The organism is Sphingosinicella rhizophila (genome assembly GCF_032378825.1).
GTDB classification, from domain to species: domain Bacteria; phylum Pseudomonadota; class Alphaproteobacteria; order Sphingomonadales; family Sphingomonadaceae; genus Allosphingosinicella; species Allosphingosinicella rhizophila.
In genome coordinates, this window is record NZ_JAVUPU010000001.1 from 588583 (window position 1) to 610688 (window position 22106).

The window sequence follows — 22106 nt, forward strand, 5'->3', positions numbered from 1 at the left end:
AACTGTTCGACGTGACCCAGCCCGTTTCCGCCTCGCCCGAACCGCCCTATTTGCGGGGGCTCAATGCGCCGCAGCGCCAGGCCGTGCTGACCACGGAAGGTCCCGTTCTTGTGCTCGCCGGGGCAGGTACAGGCAAGACGGCGGCCTTGACGGCGCGGCTGGCGCACCTGGTCGCGACCCGCCGCGCCTGGCCGTCGGAAATCCTCGCCGTCACTTTCACCAACAAAGCGGCGCGGGAAATGAAGGAACGGGTCGGCCGCATCATCGGCGAAGCCGTGGAAGGCATGCCGTGGCTCGGAACCTTCCATGCGATCGGCGCGCGCATGCTAAGGCGCCATGCCGAGCTGGTCGGACTGCAGTCGAACTTCACCATTCTCGACACGGACGATCAACTGCGTCTGCTCAAACAGCTCATCCTCGCCGCCGATCTCGACGAAAAGAGATGGCCCGCCCGCCTTCTGGCGGGCCTGATCGATCGCTGGAAGAACAGAGGATGGACCCCGGCGCAAGTCGACGCGGCGGAGAGCGAGGGATATGCCAACGGCAAGGGTGCCGAGCTCTACGCCCGCTACCAGGAACGGTTGAAGACCCTCAACGCTTGCGACTTCGGCGACCTGCTGCTGCACATGTTGACGATATTGCGCACCCACCGCGACGTGCTGGAACATTACCAGCAGCGGTTCAAATACATCCTCGTCGACGAATATCAGGATACCAACCAGTCCCAATATCTGTGGCTGCGGCTGCTGGCGCAGGAGCGGAAGAATATCTGCTGCGTCGGTGATGACGATCAGTCCATCTATAGCTGGCGTGGCGCCGAGGTGGCGAACATCCTTCGGTTCGAGAAGGATTTCCCGGGGGCCACGATCATCCGGCTGGAGCAGAATTACCGGTCGACCCCCCATATCCTCGCCACTGCTTCGGGCCTGATCGCTCATAATGGCGGCCGTCTGGGCAAGACTTTGTGGACCGAGCATGGCGAAGGCGAAAAAGTGCAGGTCGTCGGCATATGGGATGGTCCGGAAGAAGCCCGGAGGGTCGGCGAGGAAATCGAGGCGGCCCAGCGCCGTGGAACCCGCCTCGACGATGTCGCGATCCTGGTCCGCGCCCAGTTCCAGACCCGCGAGTTCGAGGATCGGTTCATCGCCATCGGCCTCCCCTATCGGATCGTCGGCGGCTTCCGCTTTTACGAACGCGCGGAGATCAGGGATGCGCTTGCCTATCTGCGGGTGATCGCGCAGCCCTCGGACGATCTTGCCTTCGAACGGATCGTCAACACGCCGAAGCGTGGTCTGGGGGACAAGGCGGTCGCCAAGATCCATGCGCTGGGACGGGCCGCGGGGCTGCCGCTTCTGGCGGCGGCGGCGCAAATCCTCGACAGTGACGAATTGACCCCGCAGGCGCGCCGCGCGCTCGCCAATCTGGTCGGCGATTTTGCCCGCTGGCGCGCCCGTCTCGACGAACTGCCCCATCCCGAGCTCGCGCGGCTGGTGCTCGACGAATCCGGCTACACGGCCATGCTCCAGGCGGACCGGTCGGCCGACAGCGCCGGACGGCTGGAGAATCTCACCGAACTGACCCGGGCGATGGAGGAATATGAAACGCTCGGTGCCTTCCTCGAGCATGTCAGCCTGGTGATGGACAATGATGCGGACCGCGACGCGGAGAAGGTCACCATCATGACCATCCATGCCGCCAAGGGACTCGAATTCGATACCGTCTTCCTCGCCGGCTGGGAGGAAGGCGTCTTCCCATCGCAGCGGGCGCTGGACGAAGGCGGCAATGCCAGCCTGGAAGAAGAGCGGCGGCTCGCTTATGTCGCCATCACCCGGGCGCGGCGAAAATGCTTCATCATGCATGCGGCCAATCGCCGCATCTACGGTCAGTGGACCTCGTCCATCCCGTCCCGCTTCGTAACCGAGCTTCCGGACGCCCATGTCACGCAGGAAAACAGCATGAGCGGCGGCGAAAGCCTTTGGCGGGCCAATTGGTCTGAATATGCCGATCCCTTCGCCGATGTCGCTCGCGGCACAGGTCGGGGTCCCGGCTGGCGACGCGCGGTGAGCGGAGGTTTCGAGCGGGTTCCCCCGCGCGTGATCGAGGCCAAGGCGAGTGCCGTCAGCCTGGGGAATCCGGGCCGGTCCGACATCGAAATCGGTGTCCGCGTCTTTCACAGCAAGTTCGGTTACGGAAAGGTGGCGGAAATCGAGGGCAACAAGTTGGAGATCGACTTCGAACATGCCGGGCGCAAGCGTGTCCTGGACAGTTTCGTCAATCCCGCCTGACGCTCGGTCCGATGTCTGCCGGAGGCAATGATCGGGCCATTGCGGCCTCCTGTCATCGACCGTAGAGCCGCGCCGATGGCAGGCTCCGCCACCCCCTTCGCCTATCGCGATTTCCGCTTCTACTGGATCGCCAGGCTCGGCTCCACGATCGCGCAGATGTGCATGGTGATCGTGATCGGGTGGCAGGTTTACGACATTGCCCGCCTGACCATGGACACGCGCGAGGCGGCGCTGCAGCTGGGCCTGGTAGGCCTGGTCCAGTTCATACCCCTGTTCGCGCTGACCCTGGTGACCGGCTGGCTTGCCGACCGCGTCGACCGGCGGATCGTCGCCCGGGGATCGATCGCGCTCGAACTGGCATGCGCCGCCGCGCTCGGCTGGCTGGCTTATACCGGTACGACCACGCTTACCGACCTGTTCGTCATAGCCGGTTTCCTGGGCGTCGCCCGCGCATTTGCCGGGCCGGCTCTCGGCGCGCTTGCCCCCAATTTGGTTCCGCGCGCAATCCTGCCCAAGGCGATCGCGATGAGTTCCATCGCCTGGCAATCGGGCGCCGTCGCGGGGCCTGCTTTGGGCGGCTATCTTTACGCCTGGGCTCCGGTCATGCCCTATGCCGTCAGTGCCGGACTGTTCGCATTGTCCCTGTTGTGCATGTTTCTGGTCCGGCCCGTAACGCGACGGGCCATCGAAGGATCTCGCAATCCCTGGCGGCAGATGGTCGACGGGCTCCATTATGTCCGCCACCACCGTCTCGTCCTGGGCGCGATCTCCCTCGATCTTTTTGCCGTGCTGCTTGGCGGCGCCACCGCCATGCTGCCGATCTTCGCGCGGGATATCCTGCAGGCGGGCCCGACCGGCCTCGGTCATTTGCGAGCCGCCCCCGCCGTGGGTGCGACGCTGACGGCGCTCTGGTTTTCCTTCTACCCGCTGAAGAATAATGTTGGCGCCAAGATGCTCGGCGCAGTGGGCGTGTTCGGAGCGGCGACGATCCTCTTCGGCCTTTCCCGCTCCATGCCATTGTCCCTGTTCTGCCTGGCGCTGCTGGGTTCGGCCGACATGTTGTCCGCATATGTGCGCCAGTCGCTCATCCAGCTCTACACGCCGGATCCGATGCGCGGCCGTGTCTCTGCCGTTTCATCCCTTTTCATTTCCGCCTCGAACGAACTCGGCGAGGCCGAGTCGGGCTTCCTCGCCGCCCTGATCGGCCCGGTCACGGCCGTTGTGGCAGGCGGATTCGGGGCGATCGCCGTGACATTGCTCTGGGCCAGATGGTTTCCGGAACTCCGCCTCGCACGAAGCTTCGATCCACCCGCGGAAGGCAGCCAGGCATCCGCTCCTGAAAGATGATTGAATCGGCCCTCTTTTGGATCGGGCCTTGACATCACTTGGCGCGATTGGAACATTGTTGTCCATTCTGCAAAAGAATGACCTGATGAGGCAGCGCGCGCTGCCAACAAGATCATAAAGGGGGACGCCGTCGAAGTGGTTACCGGACATGGCCGGCTACGTGAATTGGCGTGGACCGTGCCTCGGCGGCTGCTTTGTCTCGGTGATCCCGGAAAAGGAGTTTGAATGAAGCGGGCCCTGGCGACTCTGGCTGCAATCCTCTTGATGGGCGCGGCCAATCCTCCTGCTGACCCTTATGACATCGTCATTCGCGGGGGGCGCGTCCTCGACGGCGGCGGCAATCCCTGGGTGAGGGCCGATGTGGCCATCAAGGACGGCCGCATCGTTCAAGTCGGCACGGTCACCGGTAAAGGTGCACAGGAAATCGACGCGAAGGGCCGATATGTCGCGCCGGGCTTCATCGACATGATGGATCAGTCCGGCCGAGCTTTGCTGCAAAGCGGCCTCGCCGAGAACAAGATCCGGCAGGGCGTCACCACTGTCATCGCCGGCGAAGGCGGCACACCGGTCGAGGCCGCGAAGATCACCGATTATTTCCGCCAGCTCGAGCAACAGGGCATTTCCGTCAATTTCGGGACTTATTATTCGTCCGCGCAGGCGCGCGGTAAAATCATCGGCGATGGCGAAGGCAGGCCCACGCCCGCCCAGATGAAGGCGATGCAAGAGGAAGTCGACACGGCGATGCGCGCGGGTGTCTTCGGTATCAGCAGCGCCTTGATCTATGCGCCCAACAGCTTCCAGACGACAGCCGATCTGATCGCCCTTGCCAAGGTTGCCGGCCGGTGCAACGGTTTCTACGCCACCCATATGCGCGACGAAAGCGCCGACCTTCTGAAAGCGATCAACGAGGCGATCGAGATTGGCGAGAAAGGCGGCGTGAAGGTGGAGATCTTCCATTTGAAGGCGGCTTTCGCCCCACTCTGGGGCAAGCTGATGCCTCAAGCCGTGGCGGCTATCACGGCCGCACGGGCTCGCGGCGTCGACATTGCCGCAGATCTCTACCCCTATACCGCCGGCGGTACCGGACTCGACATCACGGTACCAAGCTGGGTGTGGTCCGAAGGCCGCGCCAAGGGCATAGAGCGACTTCGCGATCCGGCGATGCGCGCCCGCATGAAGCGCGAACTCGCGGAAGGATCGCAGCCCGGTTGGTCCAATCTGGTCGAGGCCTCTGGCGGTTGGAAGAATATCGTCCTGGCCAACAGCCATCTGGAAAAATATGCCCGCTTCCACGGCAAGAATTTCCAGGAAATCGGCGAAGCGCTCGGCAAGGACCCGGCCGATGTCTCCTGGGACATATTGCTCGAGGCCCCGAAGCGACCGATGGCCCTGTTCTTCATGATGAGCGAGCAGGATATAGAAACCGCGCTCCGTCAGGATTGGACCAGCATCGGCAGCGATGCAGGCGCTTCGGTCAAGTTCGGCGAAATCGACATGCTCGGTCTGCCTCATCCGCGCTCCTACGGCACCGCACCGCGCGTGATCGCCGAATATGTCAAACGCAGGCCCGTGCTCAGCCTCCCGGAAGCGGTCCGGAAGATGACGAGCTGGCCCGCGCAGCGCATGGGGCTTTCCGACCGCGGGCTCGTCCGCGAAGGAATGCGTGCCGACGTGGTCGTGTTCGATTATGACAAACTGGACGATGTCGCCTCCTGGGAAAAGCCCGTCTCAAGCCCGACCGGAATCGAAGCGGTCCTGGTCAACGGAAAGCTGACCTTCGATGGCAAGAAGCACACCGGCGCTCTGGCGGGCCAGGTTCTGCGCCATTCCTGCCCGGGTTGAGTTTCGCGGCTGGCAGCCCTGCTCAAAGAACGGATGAGACGGACACGCGCTGAATAAGGACAAAGGGAGGTGATGATGATCGGTGCCAAGCCCATGCTGGGTCTCATCCTGTTGACGGCCGCCGCTGCCATCGGTGCCCAGGTATCTCTGCCAAATGCGCCTCAGGCTACGCCGGAAGCGGCCGGCACAGCGCTTGCGCCCTCGCTGGACACGACCAAACCGCTCGCGCGGGGCACGCCGATCCCCGCCGACCAGCTGGAGGCCTTCGTCGACGGTTATGTCCGGCAAGGCATGGCGGCCAGTCATGTCGCCGGGGTCACCGTGGGTATCGTCCAAAACGATCGGCCGATCCTCCTCAAGGGCTATGGTATTGCCGGCGTGGATCCGGTGCGTCCGGTGGACCCGCGCAAGAGCCTGTTCCGCATCGGATCGGTGTCCAAGACGATGACCTGGATCGCCTTGCTCCGCGAAGTGGAAAAGGGTCGGGTCAAGCTCGACGATCCCGCGAACAAATATCTTCCGCCCGAGCTTCAGATCCCCGACCAGGGTTTCAAGCGCCCGATCAGGGTGGTCGACCTGATGGCCCATGCGCCAGGCATGGAAGACCGCGCTCTCGGTCATTTGTTCTTCGACACGTCGGAGCGGCTCGTGCCTCCCGCCGATTATCTGGAGAAATATCGCCCGGATCGGGTTCGGGAAGCCGGAGCGCTTTCCACTTACTCCAATTACGGCGTGGCCTTGGCCGGCGAGATAGTCGCCCGGCTGAATGGCACCGATTTCGTCACGGTCGCCGATCGCGAGATATTCGGCCCATTGCAGATGCGCCGGTCGACCTTCCGGGAGCCTTATGAGCCACGTGCCGGACTTCCGCAGCCCATGTCCGCAGCTCTGCAGCCGGACGTTTCAAGCGGCTTCCGCTGGTCGGGCGGGCGCTTCCAGCCGGTCGGATTCGATTTCATCACGTCCGTGGCCTCTGCCGGCTCCATCTCGACGACGGCCGAAGACATGACCCGCTATATGCGCCTGCATCTGCGCAACGGCACACTCGAAGGGACCAGGATCTTCGGACCGGAATCGGCGCGTTTATTCCGCACGCCGATCATGAAGGTGCCGGAGGGTGTCAACGGATGGGCGCATGGCCTCGTCACGTCGCGGCTGCCCGGCGGCTTCACCGGCTATGGCCATGGTGGCGGCACCACGGCCTTCTTCACCTCCATGGTCCTGGTGCCTGAACTTGATCTCGGCATCTTCATCAGCACCAACACGATCGGCGCAAATGCGGTCAGCGGGCCCTTCGCTGCGGCCATCGTCGACCGTTTCTATGCCGGGACGCCGCCCGTGCAGCGGGCGGGCGATCCGGCCTTCGCCGAGCAGGGTGATGATTATGCGGGGACCTGGGTGCTGACGCGGCGCGCTTATTCAGGTCTCGAGAAATTCGTTGGCCTCACCAGTGGGGTGATGGACGTTTCGGTCACCCCGAGCGGCTATCTCGTAACCGCCGGCGCAGGCTCGCCACAGAGCTGGGTGCCTTCAGGAACGCCGGGGCAATTCGTGGCCGCCGACGGAGAGGATCTTCTGAACTTCGTCCTGGACAAGAACGGCCGGCCGACAACCATGTATCAATCCTCCGGCACCAATGCCTATGAGCGGTCCACGCCGCTGATGGGCACGAACATGCTCAACCTGGCCGCTCTGCTGGTGTTGCTGACGGGCTTCGGCCTGTGGGTGGCATTCCTCGCTCGTCGGGCCGCTACCTCGCCGATCCGCAACCAGAGGCTCTCGCATTACTCCTTGCTTGGCGCGGCCGCCTTGTGGATCGCGTCGATCATCTCGGCCTGTTCCTGGTTCCCGATGTTCGGCGGTCCGGGCCGTTCGATGTACAATTGGCCGGCCACGCCATTGCTATTGGGTTCGATCCTGGCGCTTGCGGCGACCCTGGCCACGATCGTCGCGTTCATAATGATGGTTCTGCCCAGACGCGGTACGGGCCGTGCGGAAGCCGGCTGGACGGTCAGCGCCTATGTTCGTCAGACCCTCGCGATCCTCCTGTTTCTGTTTCTCGCCTTGATCGTCGGAATGCGGGGTGGCCTCAGCCCCTGGGCTTGACCTCCCTCTTCGTCGTCAACTGACCAGCGGGGCCTGTTCGAATGCAAAAGCCGCACCGAGGTGGCTGCGCAGCGGCTCTCGTCCGCTTGCGCTGCGAGAACCCTTGATCTAGCGCTTGGCCCAAGCGGACGACCGCACGGCTTCGAACGGCTCGAAACAGGGCCAGACACAGAGCACAGGAGAAATCGATATGAGAGCGGCAAGCATCCTGGAGACGATCGGCAACACCCCCCATATTCGGGTGAATCGTCTGTTCGGATCGGCGGAAGTCTGGATCAAGTCCGAACGGTCCAACCCCGGGGGTTCGATCAAGGACAGGATCGCGCTGGCGATGATCGAAGATGCCGAACGGTCGGGTGCCCTGAAGCCCGGTGGTACGATCATCGAACCGACATCCGGCAATACCGGAATCGGACTTGCCATGGTGGCCGCGGTCAAGGGCTATCGGTTGGTCCTGGTCATGCCGGAGAGCATGAGTCTGGAAAGGCGCAGGCTGATGCTTGCCTATGGCGCGAGCTTCGATCTCACGCCCCGGGAGAAGGGCATGAAGGGCGCCATCGAGCGCGCTCAGGAACTGCTCTCAACGACCGAGGGCGGCTGGATCCCGCAACAATTCGAAAACCAGGCGAATATCGATGTCCATGTCCGCACGACCGCACAGGAAATATTGAACGATTTCCGCGACAATCCGATCGACGTGCTGATCACGGGTGTCGGCACGGGCGGTCATATCACCGGTTGCGCGCAGCTGTTGAAGAAGGAATGGCCCAGCCTCAAGGTGTTCGCGGTGGAGCCGACACTGTCGCCGGTCATTTCCGGCGGCCAGCCCGGCCCCCACCCGATCCAGGGCATTGGTGCCGGTTTCGTGCCGAAGAACCTGCACACCGACCTTCTCGACGGCACGATCCAGGTCGATCCTGCCGATGCCAAGGAATGGGCGCGCCGCGCCGCCCGCGAGGAGGGTGTCCTGGTGGGCATCAGTTCGGGCGCAAGCCTTGCCGCCGTATCGCAGAAGCTGAAGGAATTGCCCCAGGGCAGCCGGGTGCTGAGCTTCAACTACGATACTGGCGAGCGTTATCTGTCGGTACCGGATTTCCTTCCGGAAGAGTGACGGCGAACATTAAACCTGTCGCAAGGCCAGGTCCTCCCCTTTGCGGAAGGACCGGCCGGCCTGGTCTGTCCCTGCCAAGGTGAGGAACCGCGCTGACACGCCTTGCGTTAAGCTCCCGAAACAAAAAGGGAGGATTGGCCATGAGCGATAATAGGGAACGTGAAACGACCATTATCGAGACCCGCGAACGTGGAGGGGGCGGTGTCCTGATCGCGGTCATTCTGCTTCTCGCCGTGCTGGCGCTGCTTTTCTATCTCTTCGGCGGTCAGCTTCTGGGCGGCGGCGATGCAAGCGACGTGAACGTGAAGGTGGAGACTCCGGCGACACCCACTCAATAGGCGATTTGATTGCTTGCGAGGAGCCGGCACGACCGCTGTAGGGAACCCTGTTTATCCACTCAGCGTTTCGCCTCTGTAACTATCACAGCGTGGAGTGAGTGATGAGCGACCAAGACCGAGACCGGGAACCGGTAAGGCCGGAGCCGATTCGTGAAACCGAGCGAACCACAGTGATCCAGACGGACCGCGGTCGCGGCGGCGGCGGTATCATGATCGCCATCATCCTCCTGATCGCCGTCCTCGCCCTGCTCTTCTTCCTGTTCGGCGGCGATCTGACGGGCGGTGCCGACAAGGGAGACATCAACGTCAATGTCGAAGCACCCGAACTGAAACTGCCCGACGTCGACCTGAAAGTTCCGGACGTCGACATAGATGTGAATAACGAGCCGTCGGAGAACAAAGGCTGAAGCCCGGTTCCAGATCTTATCGGTGAACGGCGGCTGACGGATTCATTCAGCAATTCATCAAGCGAATCAAAGCATAAGCCAGCTTGTCGGCTGAGGCCGGCCCCTCGGGTTGCGTAACGAGGGAGGGGCCGGCGCTCCATGAGCGCCGGCCTCTACCATTCCGGCTTCCTCAGCAAAGCTTGGCTGGACCGTCGATCAAAAGGCTTCCGCCGGGAGCGCCATCAGGCTCTCGGACCCCGACTCGATCTTCCGGCGAAGCGCATTGGTTTCCGGAAGGATACGATCGGCGAAGAAGCGCGCCGTCATCAGCTTGGCCTCGTGGAAATCCTTGTCTTCCGTGCCCTCGGTCAGCAATTTGGCGCTCGCCTTGGCCATGCGCAGCCACATCAGGCCAAGCGAGACGATCCCCATCATGGTCATATAGGGGTAGGCCGCCGCACCCGCATTGTTGGGATTGGCAGGGCCGTTCTGCATCAGCCACATCGTCGCGGTCTGCAGATCGCCCGCGGCGCGTTCCAGACCGGCTGCAAGCGCGGCGTTCCTGTCGTCGCCTTTGGCTTCGGCCACCTCCTCCATCACCAGACGAAAGAAGGCCTGCACCGCGCGGCCGCCATTCTGGCCAAGTTTGCGGCCGACCAGATCGAGCGCCTGGATGCCGTTCGTTCCTTCGTAGATCTGGGCGATGCGGGCATCGCGCACGAACTGCTCCATTCCCCATTCGCGGATATAGCCGTGCCCGCCATAGACTTGCTGGGCATTGACCGCGGCGTCGAAGCCTTTGTCGGTCAGATAGCCCTTGATGACCGGCGTGAGCAGCGAGATCAGGTCCATCGCCGATTCTCGTTCTTCCTCGGTCTGGGCCTTGCGGCTGATGTCGACCTGCAGCGCGCCCCAGAGGATGAGCGCCCGGGCCGCTTCGTTGAAGGCCTTGGCCTCCATCAGCAGGCGGCGGACGTCCGGATGGACGATGATCGGATCGGCCTTTGCACCTTCCTCGCGCTGCTCCGCGACAAGCGCCCTGCCTTGCCGGCGGTCCTTCGCATATTGTACCGCGTTCTGATACGCGACCTCGCCTTGTGCCAGCCCCTGAAGACCTACGCCCAGCCGCGCCGCATTCATCATGATGAACATCGCCGCGAGGCCCTTTTCCGGCTCTCCGACCAGATAGCCTGTGGCCCCGTCATAATTGAGCAGGCAGGTCGAGTTGCCGTGGATCCCCATCTTTTCCTCGATGGAGCCGCAAAGGACGCCATTGCGCTCGCCCAGCGAGCCATCCTCGTTCACCAGAAATTTGGGGACGATGAAAAGAGAAATGCCTTTGACGGTATCCGGGGCGCCGCTGATCTTCGCCAGGACCAGGTGGATGATGTTTTCGGCCAGATCATGCTCGCCCGAGGAAATGAAGATCTTGGTTCCCGAGATCTTGTAACTGCCGTCAGGCTGCGGTTCCGCCTTGGTGCGAAGCAGGCCGAGGTCCGTGCCGCAATGCGGCTCGGTCAGATTCATCGTTCCGGTCCAGCGGCCGGACACCATGTTCGGCAGATATTTGAGCTTCTGCTCGTCGCTGCCCTTGACCAGGATCGAAGCGATCGCGCCCTGGGTCAGGCCGTGATACATTTCGAAAGCCTGGTTGGCCGAGAGCAGATATTCGCTGATTGCGGTCGCCAGAATCTGGGGAAGCCCCTGCCCGCCAAACTCCTCCGGCGCCGAGAGCGTGGTCCAGCCGCCCGCAACGAACTGATCATAAGCTTCCTTGAAGCCCGGGGGCGTCGTGACCGATCCATCGTCGTGACGGACGCAGCCGTGCTCGTCACCGACGCGATTCAACGGCGCGAGCACTTCTTCCGAAAAGCGTGCGCCTTCCGTCAGGATCGCTTCGATCAGATCGGGCGTCGCATTTTCGAAGCCCGGCATGTTGGAATAGCGTTCGAGGCCGAGCACATGATCGAAAATATAGCGTGTTTCGCGGACGGGGGCGGAATAGCTCGGCATTCGAAAGGACTCCTCGATAGACGGCCCGCCTGGGACCGGGATTGTCGGATGGCTTCAGGACGATCCCGAAAGGTCGAGCACCTCGATCGTGGCAACGAATTGTTCAAGTTCCGCGATCGTCGCATCGATGTCGACCCGCTGCTTCTTCAGGAGGTCGACCCTCTCGAGACACTTGCGGATCGTCACCCGACGCTGCGACTCGCGATTGTCGCCGATGTCGTAAAGATCGATCATCTCGCGGATGTCGGCCAGGCTGAACCCGACCCTCTTGCCACGAAGAATCCAGGCGAGACGTGCCCGATCCCGCCAGGAATAGATTCGCGCCAGACCATGGCGATGGGGCGCGATCAGCCCTTCGTCCTCGTAAAATCGAAGCGCGCGGGCCGTGACGCCGAATTCGTCGCACAGATCGGTGATCGAATAAATTTTCGCATGGCCTTCCGGCCCGCGAAAGTCGGAATGGAGAGCGGTATCGAGCATGTCGGTCCGTTACTTTACGTTCACGTCAACGTCAAGAAAAAGCGGGCACAGCCGGCTTGCGGACCTCTTCACCCGTTCTCCGAGAGCCCCGCGCAGAGCGGCTCGCCGACCAGATCCTTCGCCTTCATCGCATCCTCGACCGTTCCGCCCTTCTTCATGAAAGTCGCGCCGTCCATCCGGGCACGCGCGCCGCAATAATAAGAACAGCCGTCCGGGATGGTATCCGACAAAGTGATGGCACCGTGCTTCATCGTCGCCTCGATCTCGCAGGCCTGGTCTCCGGCCATGGTCAGGCGTAATCTTTGCCCGTCTCGGACAGCTTCACCGGCGCCGGAACAATTGTGGAGATTGCCTCCCCAGACGACGAGGCCGAACTGGGCGGGACCTTTGTCCGTGTCGACGATGCAAAGCTGGTTGGGCTGCTTGACCGAGCCGCTTTCGTAGAGGCCGGTCAGACCGAGGTCGGCAACGATTCGATTTTCCGCGCCAACGCCGCCTGCAGCGGCGGAGAAGTTGTTCGACGGCTGCTCGGACGATCCGCAACCCGCCAGCATTATCAGAGCGATCAGGGACTTTTTCATGGCCTTACTCCTCGGCAAACCCTGGCAGCAGGGCGGGATTCGGACAAGCTCGCAGGGCGAGTAGACCGATCATTGCAATTCTATGACCGAGGAGGGGCGACAAAGCCGTCCGCACTTCCTATATGGCCGGCAACGGGCAATCACGCACAAGGGTCGGAACCTAAAGCGATGCTGACCACTCATCCATTCGATGACGACAAGCTGCGTGAGGAATGCGGCGTCTTCGGTATATGGGGCGCCGAAACTGCGTCCGCCATCGTCGCATTGGGTCTCCACGCGCTGCAGCATCGCGGGCAGGAAGCTGCGGGGATCACCAGCTGGGACGGCCGCGCCTTCCATGCGCACCGCGCCCAGGGTCACGTAGCCGGCAATTTCGACCGCGACGATATCATCCGCAGCCTCGCCGGCGAAGCCGCGATCGGGCATGTCCGCTATTCCACAACCGGCGAGACCGCCCTTCGCAACGTCCAGCCCTTGTTCGCGGAATTGAGCGGCGGCGGCTTTGCCATCGCCCATAACGGCAACCTCTCCAACGCGGCAAAGCTCAGGAAGGAACTGAACAGGCGCGGTTCGATCTTCCAGTCTACCTCCGACACCGAAGTCATCATCCATCTGGTGGCGACATCGAATTATCGAACCCTGCTCGATCGTTTCATCGACGCGCTGAAGCAGGTCGAGGGCGCTTATTCTCTCGTCTGCCTGACCAATGAAGGAATTATCGCCTGCCGCGATCCGCTGGGCATCCGGCCGCTGGTGATGGGCAGGCTTGGCGACGCTTATATTTTTGCATCCGAGACGGTCGCGCTGGACGTGGTCGGCGCGACCTATATCCGGTCGGTGGAGCCGGGCGAGCTCATCATCGTTTCCGAACGCGGACTGAAGTCGATCCGCCCGTTCGCGCCGGTCCGGCCCCGCCCGTGCATATTCGAGCACGTCTATTTCTCGCGTCCCGACAGCATCGTCGACGGGTCTTCGGTCTATTCGGTCCGGAAGCGGATCGGCGCGGAGCTGGCGATCGAGAATCCGGTGGCGGCCGATTATGTCGTACCGGTGCCTGACAGCGGCGTGCCGGCGGCGATCGGCTATGCCCAGCAATCTGGAATCCCGTTCGAGCTTGGCATCATCCGCTCGCATTATGTCGGCCGGACCTTCATCCAGCCGGGCGATCAGGTCCGGCACCTCGGCGTCAAGCTGAAGCACAATGCCAACAGCGCACTCATTCAGGGCAAGAGTATCGTCCTCATCGACGATTCGATCGTCCGCGGCACGACCAGCCTGAAGATCGTCCAGATGCTTCGCGACGCCGGCGCGCGCGAGGTGCATATGCGGATCGCCAGCCCGCCGACCCGCCATAGCTGCTTTTACGGCGTCGACACGCCCGAAAGGGCCAAACTGCTGGCGGCCCAGATGAATGTCGTCGAGATGGCCGATTATATCAATGCGGACAGCCTCGCTTTCGTCTCGATCGACGGGCTCTACCGCGCGTTGAGCGAGGACATGCGTGACGAAGGGCAGCCGCAATATTGCGACGCCTGTTTCACGGGCGATTATCCGACCCGTCTTACCGACCAGGAAGAGCATGAGCCGACGGATCAGTTGGCGCTGCTGGCCGAACGCTACGCCTGATGAGCGGATCGCTGGAGGCAAGGCTCGCCCTGGTCACGGGCGCAAGCCGGGGCATTGGCGCGGCGACAGCCATCGCGCTTGCCGCCGAAGGGGCCCACGTCATCCTGACGGCGCGGACGACCGCGGAGCTCGAAGAGGTCGAGGAAAAGATTCATGCCGATGGCGGCAACGCCACCATCGCTCCGCTCGATCTCACCGAAAATGAGAGCATCGCGCGCCTGGCCGCCGCCGTGGGCGAACGCTGGAAGTCGCTCGACATCCTCATTCTCAATGCCGCCATGCTCGGCTCGCTCTCACCGGTATCGCAGATAGACGCCAAGGAATTTTCCAGGGTCCTGACTCTCAACCTGCTCGCGCAGCAGGCGATGATCGCCGCCTTCGACCCGTTGCTCCGCAAGAGCGCGGCCGGCCGACTCATCGCCATCACTTCGAGCGTCGGACAGACGCCCCGCGCTTATTGGGGGGCTTATGGGGCATCGAAGGCGGCGCTGGAGAATCTGGCGCTGAGCTATGCCGAGGAGGTGCGCAACCTCTCGCCGATCAAGGTGGCGATCGTCGATCCCGGCGCCACCGCGACGGCGATGCGTGCACGTGCCTTTCCCGGGGAAGATTCCTCGACCCTGAAGCCGCCAGCCGCCGTCGCCGCGGCGATCGTCGAACTGCTGGGCCAGGACTTTGAGACCGGCCGAAGTCTCAAGATACCGGGCTGATCCTTTCATATCCTCCCACCGGCGCATGGCGGGAGCAGGCGGAAAGTCGGCCCTTCACCGCTTGACCAAGGTCACCTGCGCGACATCGATGCCGCCGCCGCGAAACCCGCCTTCGCAATACATCAGATAATAGCGCCACAATTTGTGGAATTGCTCGTCGAACTCCGGTGGCAGGCGGCGCTCGGCCACCGCTCGATCATAACGCTCGCGCCAGCGTTTCAACGTCTCGGCATAGTGAAGACCGTAGCCGCGACGATCCCGCCATTCGAGGCGGCAATCTTGTGCGATCGCACGGAATCTCTCCTCGCTGATCAGCATCCCGCCCGGGAAGATATAGGTCTGGATGAAGTCCGCATTGGACGCATAACCTTCGAACAGGCTCTCCTTGATCGCTATCAGCTGGAGCGCGGCCCGCCCGCCCGGCTTCAGGACCCGAGCAATGCTTCGCAGGTAGGAAGGCCAATAATCCTGGCCCACGGCCTCCACCATCTCGACGCTTGCCACGGCATCGAAAACGCCGTCGGCATCGCGATAATCCTTGAGTTCAATCGAAACCCGATCACCGCAGCGCGCTTCGGCGAGCCGCTGGTCGGCAAGGTCCTTCTGCTCCTTCGAAAGCGTCAGCCCGACGACATCCACCTGATGATCCCGCACAGCCGCCTCGGCGAGGGAGCCCCAGCCGCATCCGATTTCCAGCAGCCGCTGACCTGGCTTCAAAGCCAAACGATCCAGCAGCAGGCGTAATTTGCGGGCCTGCGCATCCTCCAGGGATTCACTGCTCGTGATGGGCTCGGCGAAGATCGCGCTCGAATAGGTCAGGCTTTCGTCCAGCCAGGCGGCGTAGAAATCATTGCCGAGGTCATAATGGTGCGAGATGTTCCGCCGGGCGCCTTCCTTGTCATTGTCGCGGAAACGATGGGATAGCCTGTTCACCAGGCGGAACAGGCCTTTGGCCCGGCCCGTGTCCCCAAGCCGCTCGCCATTGCGCATGAAGAGACCGAACAGCGGCACCGGGTCGGGACTCGTCCATTCACCCTGCTCCCAGGCCTTGTACCAACCGACCGACCCGGATGTGGCGAGGCGCACCAGCGGCCGCCAGCTGCGAAGATGGACGATGGCGATCGGGCCGGCCGCGCGGCCGCCGAGCGTGCGACGGCTGCCGTCAGGCAGAATGGCTTCGATCGCGCCCTGGGAAAGTCCCCTGTCCACCCGGTCCAGGATGGGATTGAAGCCGCCGCCGAACAGACGTGCGAGCATTCCGCCGCCGGTCGCGAAACCGCGATCGGCGGAAACGAGATGATTGCCTCTCGGCCGCTGGTTCATTCTTGCCCCTCCGAGCGCGCCCTGGGGTCCTTAGATGACGTGAGGCTCCTTGGTGACTTCCCAGCTCTGGCCGCGGGAGACCAAGGCCTGGAGGTCCGGGACCTTCCCCGTGCTGGCCTGCGCATTCTGCTCGACGACAGCGTCTTCGAAGCTGGGCGCGGGATGCTCGTAGATCACGCCGAGCGCCATCGGGAAGGCTCCGAACGGCATATCGACCAGCATATGGGCGATCATCTTGTTAGCGGGCTCGTGCACGATCACGCCGGCGCTCTGCCACTCCCCGTCCACGACGTCGACGACCTTCACACGGAGCGATTCTCGATCAAGGGTCAGGCCCTTCGCGCCGTTGGCGAACAGCATCGGTTCGCCCGCCTTCAGCCAAAGCTGCTTGTCGGCTGCGAATTCCTTGGCGGTAAAGGGCGCGAAAACGTCGTCATTATAGACGATGCAATTCTGGAAGATCTCCACGAAGGAAGCGCCCTTGTGGCTGTGCGCGGCCTTGAGGACATCGGGAAGATTTTTGTTCACGTCGATCCCGCGCGCAACGAAGCGCGCACCGGAACCCAAGGCGAAGGCAGAGGGACTGACCGGCCGGTCGACCGACCCGAACGGCGTCGAGGGCGAGCGGGTGCCGACCCGGCTGGTCGGCGAATATTGCCCTTTGGTCAGGCCGTAAATCTCGTTGTTGAACAGGAGGATCTGGCAGTCCAGGTTCCGGCGCAGCACATGCATCGTGTGGTTGCCGCCGATCGACAGCGCATCACCGTCGCCCGTGATGATCCAGACATCGAGTTCCGGATTGGCGAGCTTGACCCCTGTGGCGATGGCCGGCGCCCGTCCGTGAATGGTGTGGAACCCGTAAGTCTCCATATAATAAGGGAAACGGGACGAACAGCCGATCCCGGAGACGAAGACGATATTTTCCGGGCGCACGCCCAGTTCCGGCATCGTCCTCTGCACGGCCTTCAACACGGCGTAATCGCCGCAGCCCGGACACCAGCGCACCTCCTGGTCGGTAGCGAAATCCTTGGGCGTGAGTTTGACGAGTTCGTTCATCAGCTAAAATCCACGGGTCAGATAGACGATCAGAAGCACGACGAATATCAACATCATGAGCAACGGCAGCGGCCGCTGGGTCATGCCAGGGCCTCCTCGATCGCAGCTTCGATCTCGGCAATCTTGAAGGGTTGGCCGGAAACCTTGTTCACCGGTCGCGCATCGATCAGATATTGATCGCGCAGCAAGGTCTTGAGCTGGCCCTTGTTCATTTCCGGCACGATGACCTTGTCGAAGGATCGGAGCAGGTCACCCAGGTTTCGCGGATTCGGCCAGATATGGCGCAGATGGATATGGGCGACATCGAGTCCCCTCGATCGCACCCGCCGCACCGCCTGGTGGATCGGACCGAAGGTGGAACCCCATCCGACCACTGCAAGCCGTGCACCTTCCGAACCGAGGCAGACATCCTGATCGGGGATGGAATCGGCCACGCCATCGACCTTCGCGAAGCGTGTGTCGGTCATCAGCTGGTGGTTGGCCGGCGCATAATCGATGTGGCCGCTGCCGAAATTCTTCTCGATGCCGCCGATCCGGTGCGTCAAACCCGGCGTCCCCGGCTTGATCCAGACACGCGCCAGCTTCTCGTCTCTCACATAGGGGTTTACGGCCTCTCCCTCGGACGGGGCCTGATCATGAAACCGGACGGGAAAGGGCATATATTCTGCCATGTCCGGCACTTTCCAGGGCTCGGCGGCATTCGCGATATAGCCGTCCGTAAGCAGCATCACCGGCGTCATATATTGGGTGGCGATGCGGCACGCCTCGATCGCGCAGTCGAATGCGTCGGCGGGCGAGCGGGCGGCGATCACCGGCATCGGCGCGTCGCCGTTGCGGCCGTAGACAGCCTGGTAGAGGTCGGATTGCTCGGTCTTGGTCGGAAGGCCCGTCGAAGGCCCGCCGCGCTGCGAGTTGATGATGACCAGGGGCAGCTCGGTCATGATGGCGAGACCCATCGCCTCCCCCTTCAGGGCGATGCCCGGTCCCGACGAGGAGGTGACGCCGAGCGATCCTGCATAGCTGGCGCCGATCGCGCTGCCGATCGCGGCGATCTCATCTTCCGCCTGGAAGGTGGTGACGCCATATTCCTTAAGCCGCGATAAATGATGGAGGATCGCCGATGCCGGCGTGATCGGATAGCCGCCGAAGAACATCGGCAGACCGGCGAGCCTGGCGCCGGCCACCAGACCGATCGAGATCGCCTCGGCGCCGGTGACCGTTCGGTAGAGGCCGGGCTCGGCCGGGGCGGGATCGATATGATGCTGGCGGATCTGCCCGCCGATCTCGGCCGTCTCGCCATAAGCATGCCCGGCATTCAAGGCCGCGATATTGGCTTCCGCAAGCTCGGGCGCCTTGGCGAATTTGGTTCTAAGCCATTGCTCGATCGGACCGCGGTCGCGATCGAACATCCAAAGGGCCAGACCCAGGGTCCACATATTCTTGCAGCGCAGGGCTTCCTTGTTCCCGAGCCCGAACGGCTTGACGGCATCGAGCGTCAGCTGGCTGATGTTGAACCGGATCAATTGCCATCGGGCGAGCGAGTCATCCTCCAGCGGATTGACCTCGTAGCCGGCCTTGGCGAGGTTCCTTGCCCCGAATTCGCCTTCGTCGGCAATGATGAGGCCGCCAGCCTTCAGGTCGGCCACATTGACCTTGAGCGCCGCCGGATTCATCGCGATCAGCACGTCCGGGGCGTCGCCTGCCGTCTCGATCGCGGCCGAGCCGAAATTGATCTGGAAGGCTGAAACCCCGAAAGTCGTACCCTGCGGCGCGCGAATCTCGGCGGGGAAATCCGGGAAGGTGGCGAGGTCGTTTCCGGCCAGTGCCGTCGATAAGGTGAATTGCCCCCCGGTAAGCTGCATGCCGTCGCCGCTGTCGCCCGCGAAGCGGACGACGATCGCTTCCGGCGCGATATCCGCTCCGGCCTCTTCGGGAGTGAGATAATGACTGGCCGTGGCCAAGTGAGTTTCCTTCGCTATCCAAGGGCTGATTAGCCCTGCAACACCCCTGTCACAACCAGTGGCAGCATCGCCAGCATTCATTATGAAATGCCGGTCCGCACCCTAAATGGTGTGTCCGAATCGCTTCGCAAAGACCATTCGCCAGAGTGTTTTAGGTTTAAATTTTTTTCTCGCAGCCGGGATCGCTTCGCATGATCGACAAGAATAGTCTTCCTTATCGCCCGGCCGCAGGCGTGATGCTGCTCAATCCCCATGGCAAGGTGTTCGTCGCGCAACGTCTCGATAGCACGCTGGAGGCATGGCAGATGCCGCAAGGCGGCCTCGACGAAGGAGAGGATGCTCATGCCGGAGCGTTGCGCGAGCTTGAGGAGGAGACCGGAATCGCCCCGGACAAGGTCGATCTGATTCAGCGCTGCCCGATCGATCTCTATTATGACCTGCCCGATGATCTGGTCGGCAAGATGTGGAAGGGCCGGTGGCGCGGACAGCGTCAGACCTGGTTCCTGATGCGCTTTACCGGCAGCGATGAAGATGTGAACCTGGAGACCGCCGAGCCGGAGTTCCGCGCCTGGAAGTGGGCGGATCCCTCCGATCTGCCGGCGATGATCGTTCCCTTCAAGCGCGACCTCTACGCGAATATCCTGAAAGCATTTGCCGACTGGCTTTGAACCGGCGGTGTTGCCGGGGCTGTGCGGGAACACTAAGGATTTCGGATGCGGGGCCTCGAAGATTATGAGAGAAACGTCGTCGAACGATGCGTCGACGAGCCGCTGCTCGATCAGGTCCGGCAATGGGCCGAAATCAATAGCGGCTCCGCCAACCTGGACGGGCTGGCGAAGATGGCGATGGTCTATCGCGACGCCTTTGCCGCTCTGCCAGGCACCCCAAACCTGCTCGAACCCGATCCCAGCGACGTGATGGCCGCAGACGGGTCGCTGCGGGAGACTCGACACGGTCAGAATCTCCACCTGCGGGTGCGGCCGAAAGCACCGGTGCAACTGCTCTTCACCGGCCACATGGACACGGTGTTCGGTCTCGACCACCCCTTCCAGTCCGTATTCTGGCGCAAGGAGGGGGTGCTCGGCGGCCCAGGCGTCGCCGACATGAAGGGCGGAATCGCCGTGATGCTTGCGGCGCTAAAGGCTGTGGAAGGCAGTCCCATCGCCGACCGGTTCGGCTATGAAGTGGTGATCAATAGCGATGAGGAGATCGGCTCTCCGGGCTCCGCCGGCCTGATCGCCTCCGCGGCCCAGGGCAAGCTGGCTGCCCTGACCTACGAGCCCGCCGCCCTGCCCGACGGGACCCTCGCCGGCGCCCGCCCGGGCAGCGGCAATTTCTCGATCTTCGTGTCGGGCCGCAGCGCCCATGCCGGGCGCAACCCTGACGATGGCCGCAACGCCATACTCGCGGCCGCGGATCTCGCCCTTCGACTGGCCCGCATTGAGGGTCCGGGACTGTCCGTCAATCCCGCGCGGATCGAGGGCGGCGGCCCCAACAATGTGGTGCCGGACCGCGCCGTGCTCCGCGTCAACATGCGGCCCGCCGGCCCTGCCGACCAGCGGCGCGCCCAGGCCGAACTGGATGCGGCCGTGGCCATGGTCGCGGGCGCACACGAAGTCCAAATGCACGTCCATGGGGGATTCGGACGCCCGCCCAAGCCCATGGACGCCGCGGCCGAGAGGCTGTTCGCTCTCGTCAAGAAATGCGGCGCGGCGCTTGGGCAGCATATAGATTGGCAAGCTACTGGCGGCGTCTGTGACGGCAATAACATCGCCGCCTGCGGGGTTCCCGTCGTCGATACGATGGGCGTCCGCGGCGGAGGCATTCATTCGGAGGAGGAATATTTGATCGTCGAAAGCCTGGTCGAGCGCGCCCAATTGTCGGCCTTGACCATCCTCCGCCTCGTCCAGGGAGACTATTTGTGAGCTTCCGTGTCCGCCCGGCCTCCAGCGACGATCTTCAGGCTATTTACGAAATGGCCAAGCTGACCGGAGGCGGCTTCACGAATCTGCCGCCGGACAGGACCACCTTGCTGGCCAAGCTGACCAGGTCGGAGACGGCGCTGGCGCGGGCAGCGGACAAGCCGAGCGACGAAATGTTCCTGTTCGTGCTCGAGAATATCGAAACCCGGCAGATTCGCGGCACCTGCCAGGTATTCGGCATGGTCGGCATCGAACATCCCTTCTACTCCTATCGGATGAGCACGCTGACCCAGACCTCGAAGGCGCTGGGAAAGACGTTCCGCAACGAAGCGCTGACGCTCGTGACCGACCTTGAAGGCTGCGCGGAAGTAGGCGGTCTCTTCCTCCATCCGGGGGAACGCGCCGGCGGTCTCGGCATGCTGCTGGCGCGCAGCCGCTATCTCTTCATGGGCCTTCACCGGGAACGCTTTCCCGACAGGATCCTGGCGGAACTTCGCGGCGTGATCGACGAAGGCGGCAATGCGCCCTTCTGGGAAGCGATCGCCGGGCGCTTTTTCGGAATGAGCTTCCAGGAGGCCGACCAATTCAATGCCACGCACGGTACCCAGTTCATTGCCGATCTGATGCCCAAGACTCCGATCTACACCTCGCTGCTTCCCGAAAGCGCCAAGACCGTGATGGGCGTTCCCCATCCGTCGGGCCGCGCTGCGATGAAGATGCTGGAAAGCGAGGGCTTCCGCTTCGAATGCTATATCGACATCTTCGACGGCGGGCCCACCATGACGGCAGCGATCGACCAGATTCGGACGATCCGGGAATCACGGAAGTTCCAGCTGGCGGATGTCGTCGAGGATCTCGCAGGTCCCAAGATGATGGTCGCATCGGGCGAACGGACGAGCTTCGCCGCTTGTTACGGCCAGATCGAGGATCTCGGTGACGGCTCTGCGAAGCTTAACCGCGACGCAGCCGGCCTGCTCGGCATCGAACCCGGCGCGACCTTCCTGGCGATGAGCCGCTGA

General features: G+C 62.8%; 18 protein-coding genes. 12 read left to right on the forward strand and 6 right to left on the reverse strand.

All coding sequences use genetic code 11. The annotated features are described in order from the left end of the window. Window positions 1-11: 11 nt before the first annotated feature. From RQX22_RS02810 to RQX22_RS02840, 7 genes are all read left to right on the forward strand, one after another. Window positions 12-2285, forward strand: coding sequence for an ATP-dependent helicase (locus tag RQX22_RS02810; RefSeq protein ID WP_315723401.1), 2274 nt, complete (start codon window positions 12-14; stop codon window positions 2283-2285). A 75-nt stretch (window positions 2286-2360) separates the two neighbouring features. Next, window positions 2361-3632 carry an MFS transporter gene (locus RQX22_RS02815; protein ID WP_315723403.1) on the forward strand — a complete coding sequence of 424 codons (1272 nt, stop codon included), beginning with the start codon at window positions 2361-2363 and terminating at the stop codon, window positions 3630-3632. Between the two features lie 225 nt (window positions 3633-3857). Further along, window positions 3858-5474, forward strand: a complete 1617-nt coding sequence (locus RQX22_RS02820; RefSeq protein WP_315723404.1) for an N-acyl-D-amino-acid deacylase family protein — start codon at window positions 3858-3860, stop codon at window positions 5472-5474. A gap of 72 nt (window positions 5475-5546) precedes the next feature. Further along, window positions 5547-7580 (forward strand): serine hydrolase domain-containing protein, encoded by a 2034-nt coding sequence (locus RQX22_RS02825; protein WP_315723406.1) that lies wholly within the window; start codon window positions 5547-5549, stop codon window positions 7578-7580. A gap of 190 nt (window positions 7581-7770) precedes the next feature. Beyond that, a complete protein-coding gene (gene cysK, locus RQX22_RS02830; protein ID WP_315723408.1) occupies window positions 7771-8691 on the forward strand; it encodes a cysteine synthase A in 921 nt (306 codons plus the stop codon). Window positions 8692-8831: 140 nt separating this feature from the next. Further along, window positions 8832-9029 (forward strand): hypothetical protein, encoded by a 198-nt coding sequence (locus RQX22_RS02835; RefSeq protein ID WP_315723410.1) that lies wholly within the window; start codon window positions 8832-8834, stop codon window positions 9027-9029. A gap of 101 nt (window positions 9030-9130) precedes the next feature. Then, window positions 9131-9436, forward strand: coding sequence for a hypothetical protein (locus tag RQX22_RS02840; RefSeq protein WP_315723412.1), 306 nt, complete (start codon window positions 9131-9133; stop codon window positions 9434-9436). Between the two features lie 195 nt (window positions 9437-9631). Here the strand turns inward: RQX22_RS02840 and RQX22_RS02845 are convergent, their stop codons facing one another. The 3 genes from RQX22_RS02845 to RQX22_RS02855 all read right to left on the reverse strand — a co-directional run bounded on the left by RQX22_RS02845 (window position 9632) and on the right by RQX22_RS02855 (window position 12489). Further along, complete coding sequence (locus tag RQX22_RS02845) at window positions 9632-11428, reverse strand: acyl-CoA dehydrogenase C-terminal domain-containing protein (protein ID WP_315723414.1); 1797 nt, start codon at window positions 11426-11428, stop codon at window positions 9632-9634. Between the two features lie 54 nt (window positions 11429-11482). Further along, entirely contained in the window at window positions 11483-11908 is a 426-nt protein-coding gene (locus RQX22_RS02850) for a MerR family transcriptional regulator (protein ID WP_315723416.1), read from the reverse strand. A gap of 68 nt (window positions 11909-11976) precedes the next feature. Then, on the reverse strand, window positions 11977-12489 hold the full coding sequence (locus tag RQX22_RS02855) for a hypothetical protein (RefSeq protein ID WP_315723417.1): 513 nt from the start codon (window positions 12487-12489) through the stop codon (window positions 11977-11979). A 168-nt stretch (window positions 12490-12657) separates the two neighbouring features. Here RQX22_RS02855 and purF point away from each other — a divergent pair, with 168 nt between their 5' ends. Together purF and RQX22_RS02865 are read left to right on the forward strand one after the other, a co-directional pair. After that, complete coding sequence (gene purF, locus RQX22_RS02860; RefSeq protein ID WP_315723419.1) at window positions 12658-14115, forward strand: amidophosphoribosyltransferase; 1458 nt, start codon at window positions 12658-12660, stop codon at window positions 14113-14115. Then, a complete protein-coding gene (locus tag RQX22_RS02865) occupies window positions 14115-14825 on the forward strand; it encodes an SDR family NAD(P)-dependent oxidoreductase (RefSeq protein WP_315723421.1) in 711 nt (236 codons plus the stop codon). The genes purF and RQX22_RS02865 overlap by 1 nt, the downstream gene beginning before the upstream one ends. Before the next feature lie 54 nt (window positions 14826-14879). Here the strand turns inward: RQX22_RS02865 and RQX22_RS02870 are convergent, their stop codons facing one another. From RQX22_RS02870 to RQX22_RS02880, 3 genes are all read right to left on the reverse strand, one after another. After that, the gene (locus tag RQX22_RS02870; RefSeq protein WP_315723423.1) at window positions 14880-16148 is read right to left on the reverse strand and encodes a cyclopropane-fatty-acyl-phospholipid synthase family protein; all 1269 of its coding nucleotides are present in this window, start codon (window positions 16146-16148) and stop codon (window positions 14880-14882) included. A gap of 30 nt (window positions 16149-16178) precedes the next feature. Next, entirely contained in the window at window positions 16179-17204 is a 1026-nt protein-coding gene (locus RQX22_RS02875) for a 2-oxoacid:ferredoxin oxidoreductase subunit beta (protein ID WP_315723426.1), read from the reverse strand. Between the two features lie 80 nt (window positions 17205-17284). Further along, on the reverse strand, window positions 17285-19165 hold the full coding sequence (locus tag RQX22_RS02880; protein ID WP_315723428.1) for a 2-oxoacid:acceptor oxidoreductase subunit alpha: 1881 nt from the start codon (window positions 19163-19165) through the stop codon (window positions 17285-17287). A gap of 191 nt (window positions 19166-19356) precedes the next feature. On the opposite strand from RQX22_RS02880, the gene RQX22_RS02885 reads away from it, so the two are divergent. The 3 genes from RQX22_RS02885 to RQX22_RS02895 are packed head-to-tail and all read left to right on the forward strand — an operon-like array spanning window position 19357 to window position 22106. Then, a complete protein-coding gene (locus RQX22_RS02885; protein ID WP_315723430.1) occupies window positions 19357-19833 on the forward strand; it encodes an RNA pyrophosphohydrolase in 477 nt (158 codons plus the stop codon). 45 nt (window positions 19834-19878) lie between these two features. After that, window positions 19879-21090, forward strand: a complete 1212-nt coding sequence (locus RQX22_RS02890) for a hydrolase (RefSeq protein ID WP_315723432.1) — start codon at window positions 19879-19881, stop codon at window positions 21088-21090. Next, window positions 21087-22106 (forward strand): arginine N-succinyltransferase, encoded by a 1020-nt coding sequence (locus tag RQX22_RS02895; protein ID WP_315723434.1) that lies wholly within the window; start codon window positions 21087-21089, stop codon window positions 22104-22106. The genes RQX22_RS02890 and RQX22_RS02895 overlap by 4 nt, the downstream gene beginning before the upstream one ends.

Coding starts and splice junctions, on each gene's coding strand:
- RQX22_RS02875 (WP_315723426.1), bottom strand. CDS start 17,204: ATGAACGAACTCGTCAAACTCACGCCCAAGGATTTCGCTACCGACCAG.
- RQX22_RS02865 (WP_315723421.1), top strand. CDS start 14,115: ATGAGCGGATCGCTGGAGGCAAGGCTCGCCCTGGTCACGGGCGCAAGC.
- RQX22_RS02870 (WP_315723423.1), bottom strand. CDS start 16,148: ATGAACCAGCGGCCGAGAGGCAATCATCTCGTTTCCGCCGATCGCGGT.
- RQX22_RS02835 (WP_315723410.1), top strand. CDS start 8,832: ATGAGCGATAATAGGGAACGTGAAACGACCATTATCGAGACCCGCGAA.
- cysK (WP_315723408.1), top strand. CDS start 7,771: ATGAGAGCGGCAAGCATCCTGGAGACGATCGGCAACACCCCCCATATT.
- RQX22_RS02890 (WP_315723432.1), top strand. CDS start 19,879: ATGCGGGGCCTCGAAGATTATGAGAGAAACGTCGTCGAACGATGCGTC.
- RQX22_RS02815 (WP_315723403.1), top strand. CDS start 2,361: ATGGCAGGCTCCGCCACCCCCTTCGCCTATCGCGATTTCCGCTTCTAC.
- RQX22_RS02825 (WP_315723406.1), top strand. CDS start 5,547: ATGATGATCGGTGCCAAGCCCATGCTGGGTCTCATCCTGTTGACGGCC.
- RQX22_RS02855 (WP_315723417.1), bottom strand. CDS start 12,489: ATGAAAAAGTCCCTGATCGCTCTGATAATGCTGGCGGGTTGCGGATCG.
- RQX22_RS02820 (WP_315723404.1), top strand. CDS start 3,858: ATGAAGCGGGCCCTGGCGACTCTGGCTGCAATCCTCTTGATGGGCGCG.
- RQX22_RS02845 (WP_315723414.1), bottom strand. CDS start 11,428: ATGCCGAGCTATTCCGCCCCCGTCCGCGAAACACGCTATATTTTCGAT.
- RQX22_RS02885 (WP_315723430.1), top strand. CDS start 19,357: ATGATCGACAAGAATAGTCTTCCTTATCGCCCGGCCGCAGGCGTGATG.
- RQX22_RS02850 (WP_315723416.1), bottom strand. CDS start 11,908: ATGCTCGATACCGCTCTCCATTCCGACTTTCGCGGGCCGGAAGGCCAT.
- RQX22_RS02840 (WP_315723412.1), top strand. CDS start 9,131: ATGAGCGACCAAGACCGAGACCGGGAACCGGTAAGGCCGGAGCCGATT.
- purF (WP_315723419.1), top strand. CDS start 12,658: ATGCTGACCACTCATCCATTCGATGACGACAAGCTGCGTGAGGAATGC.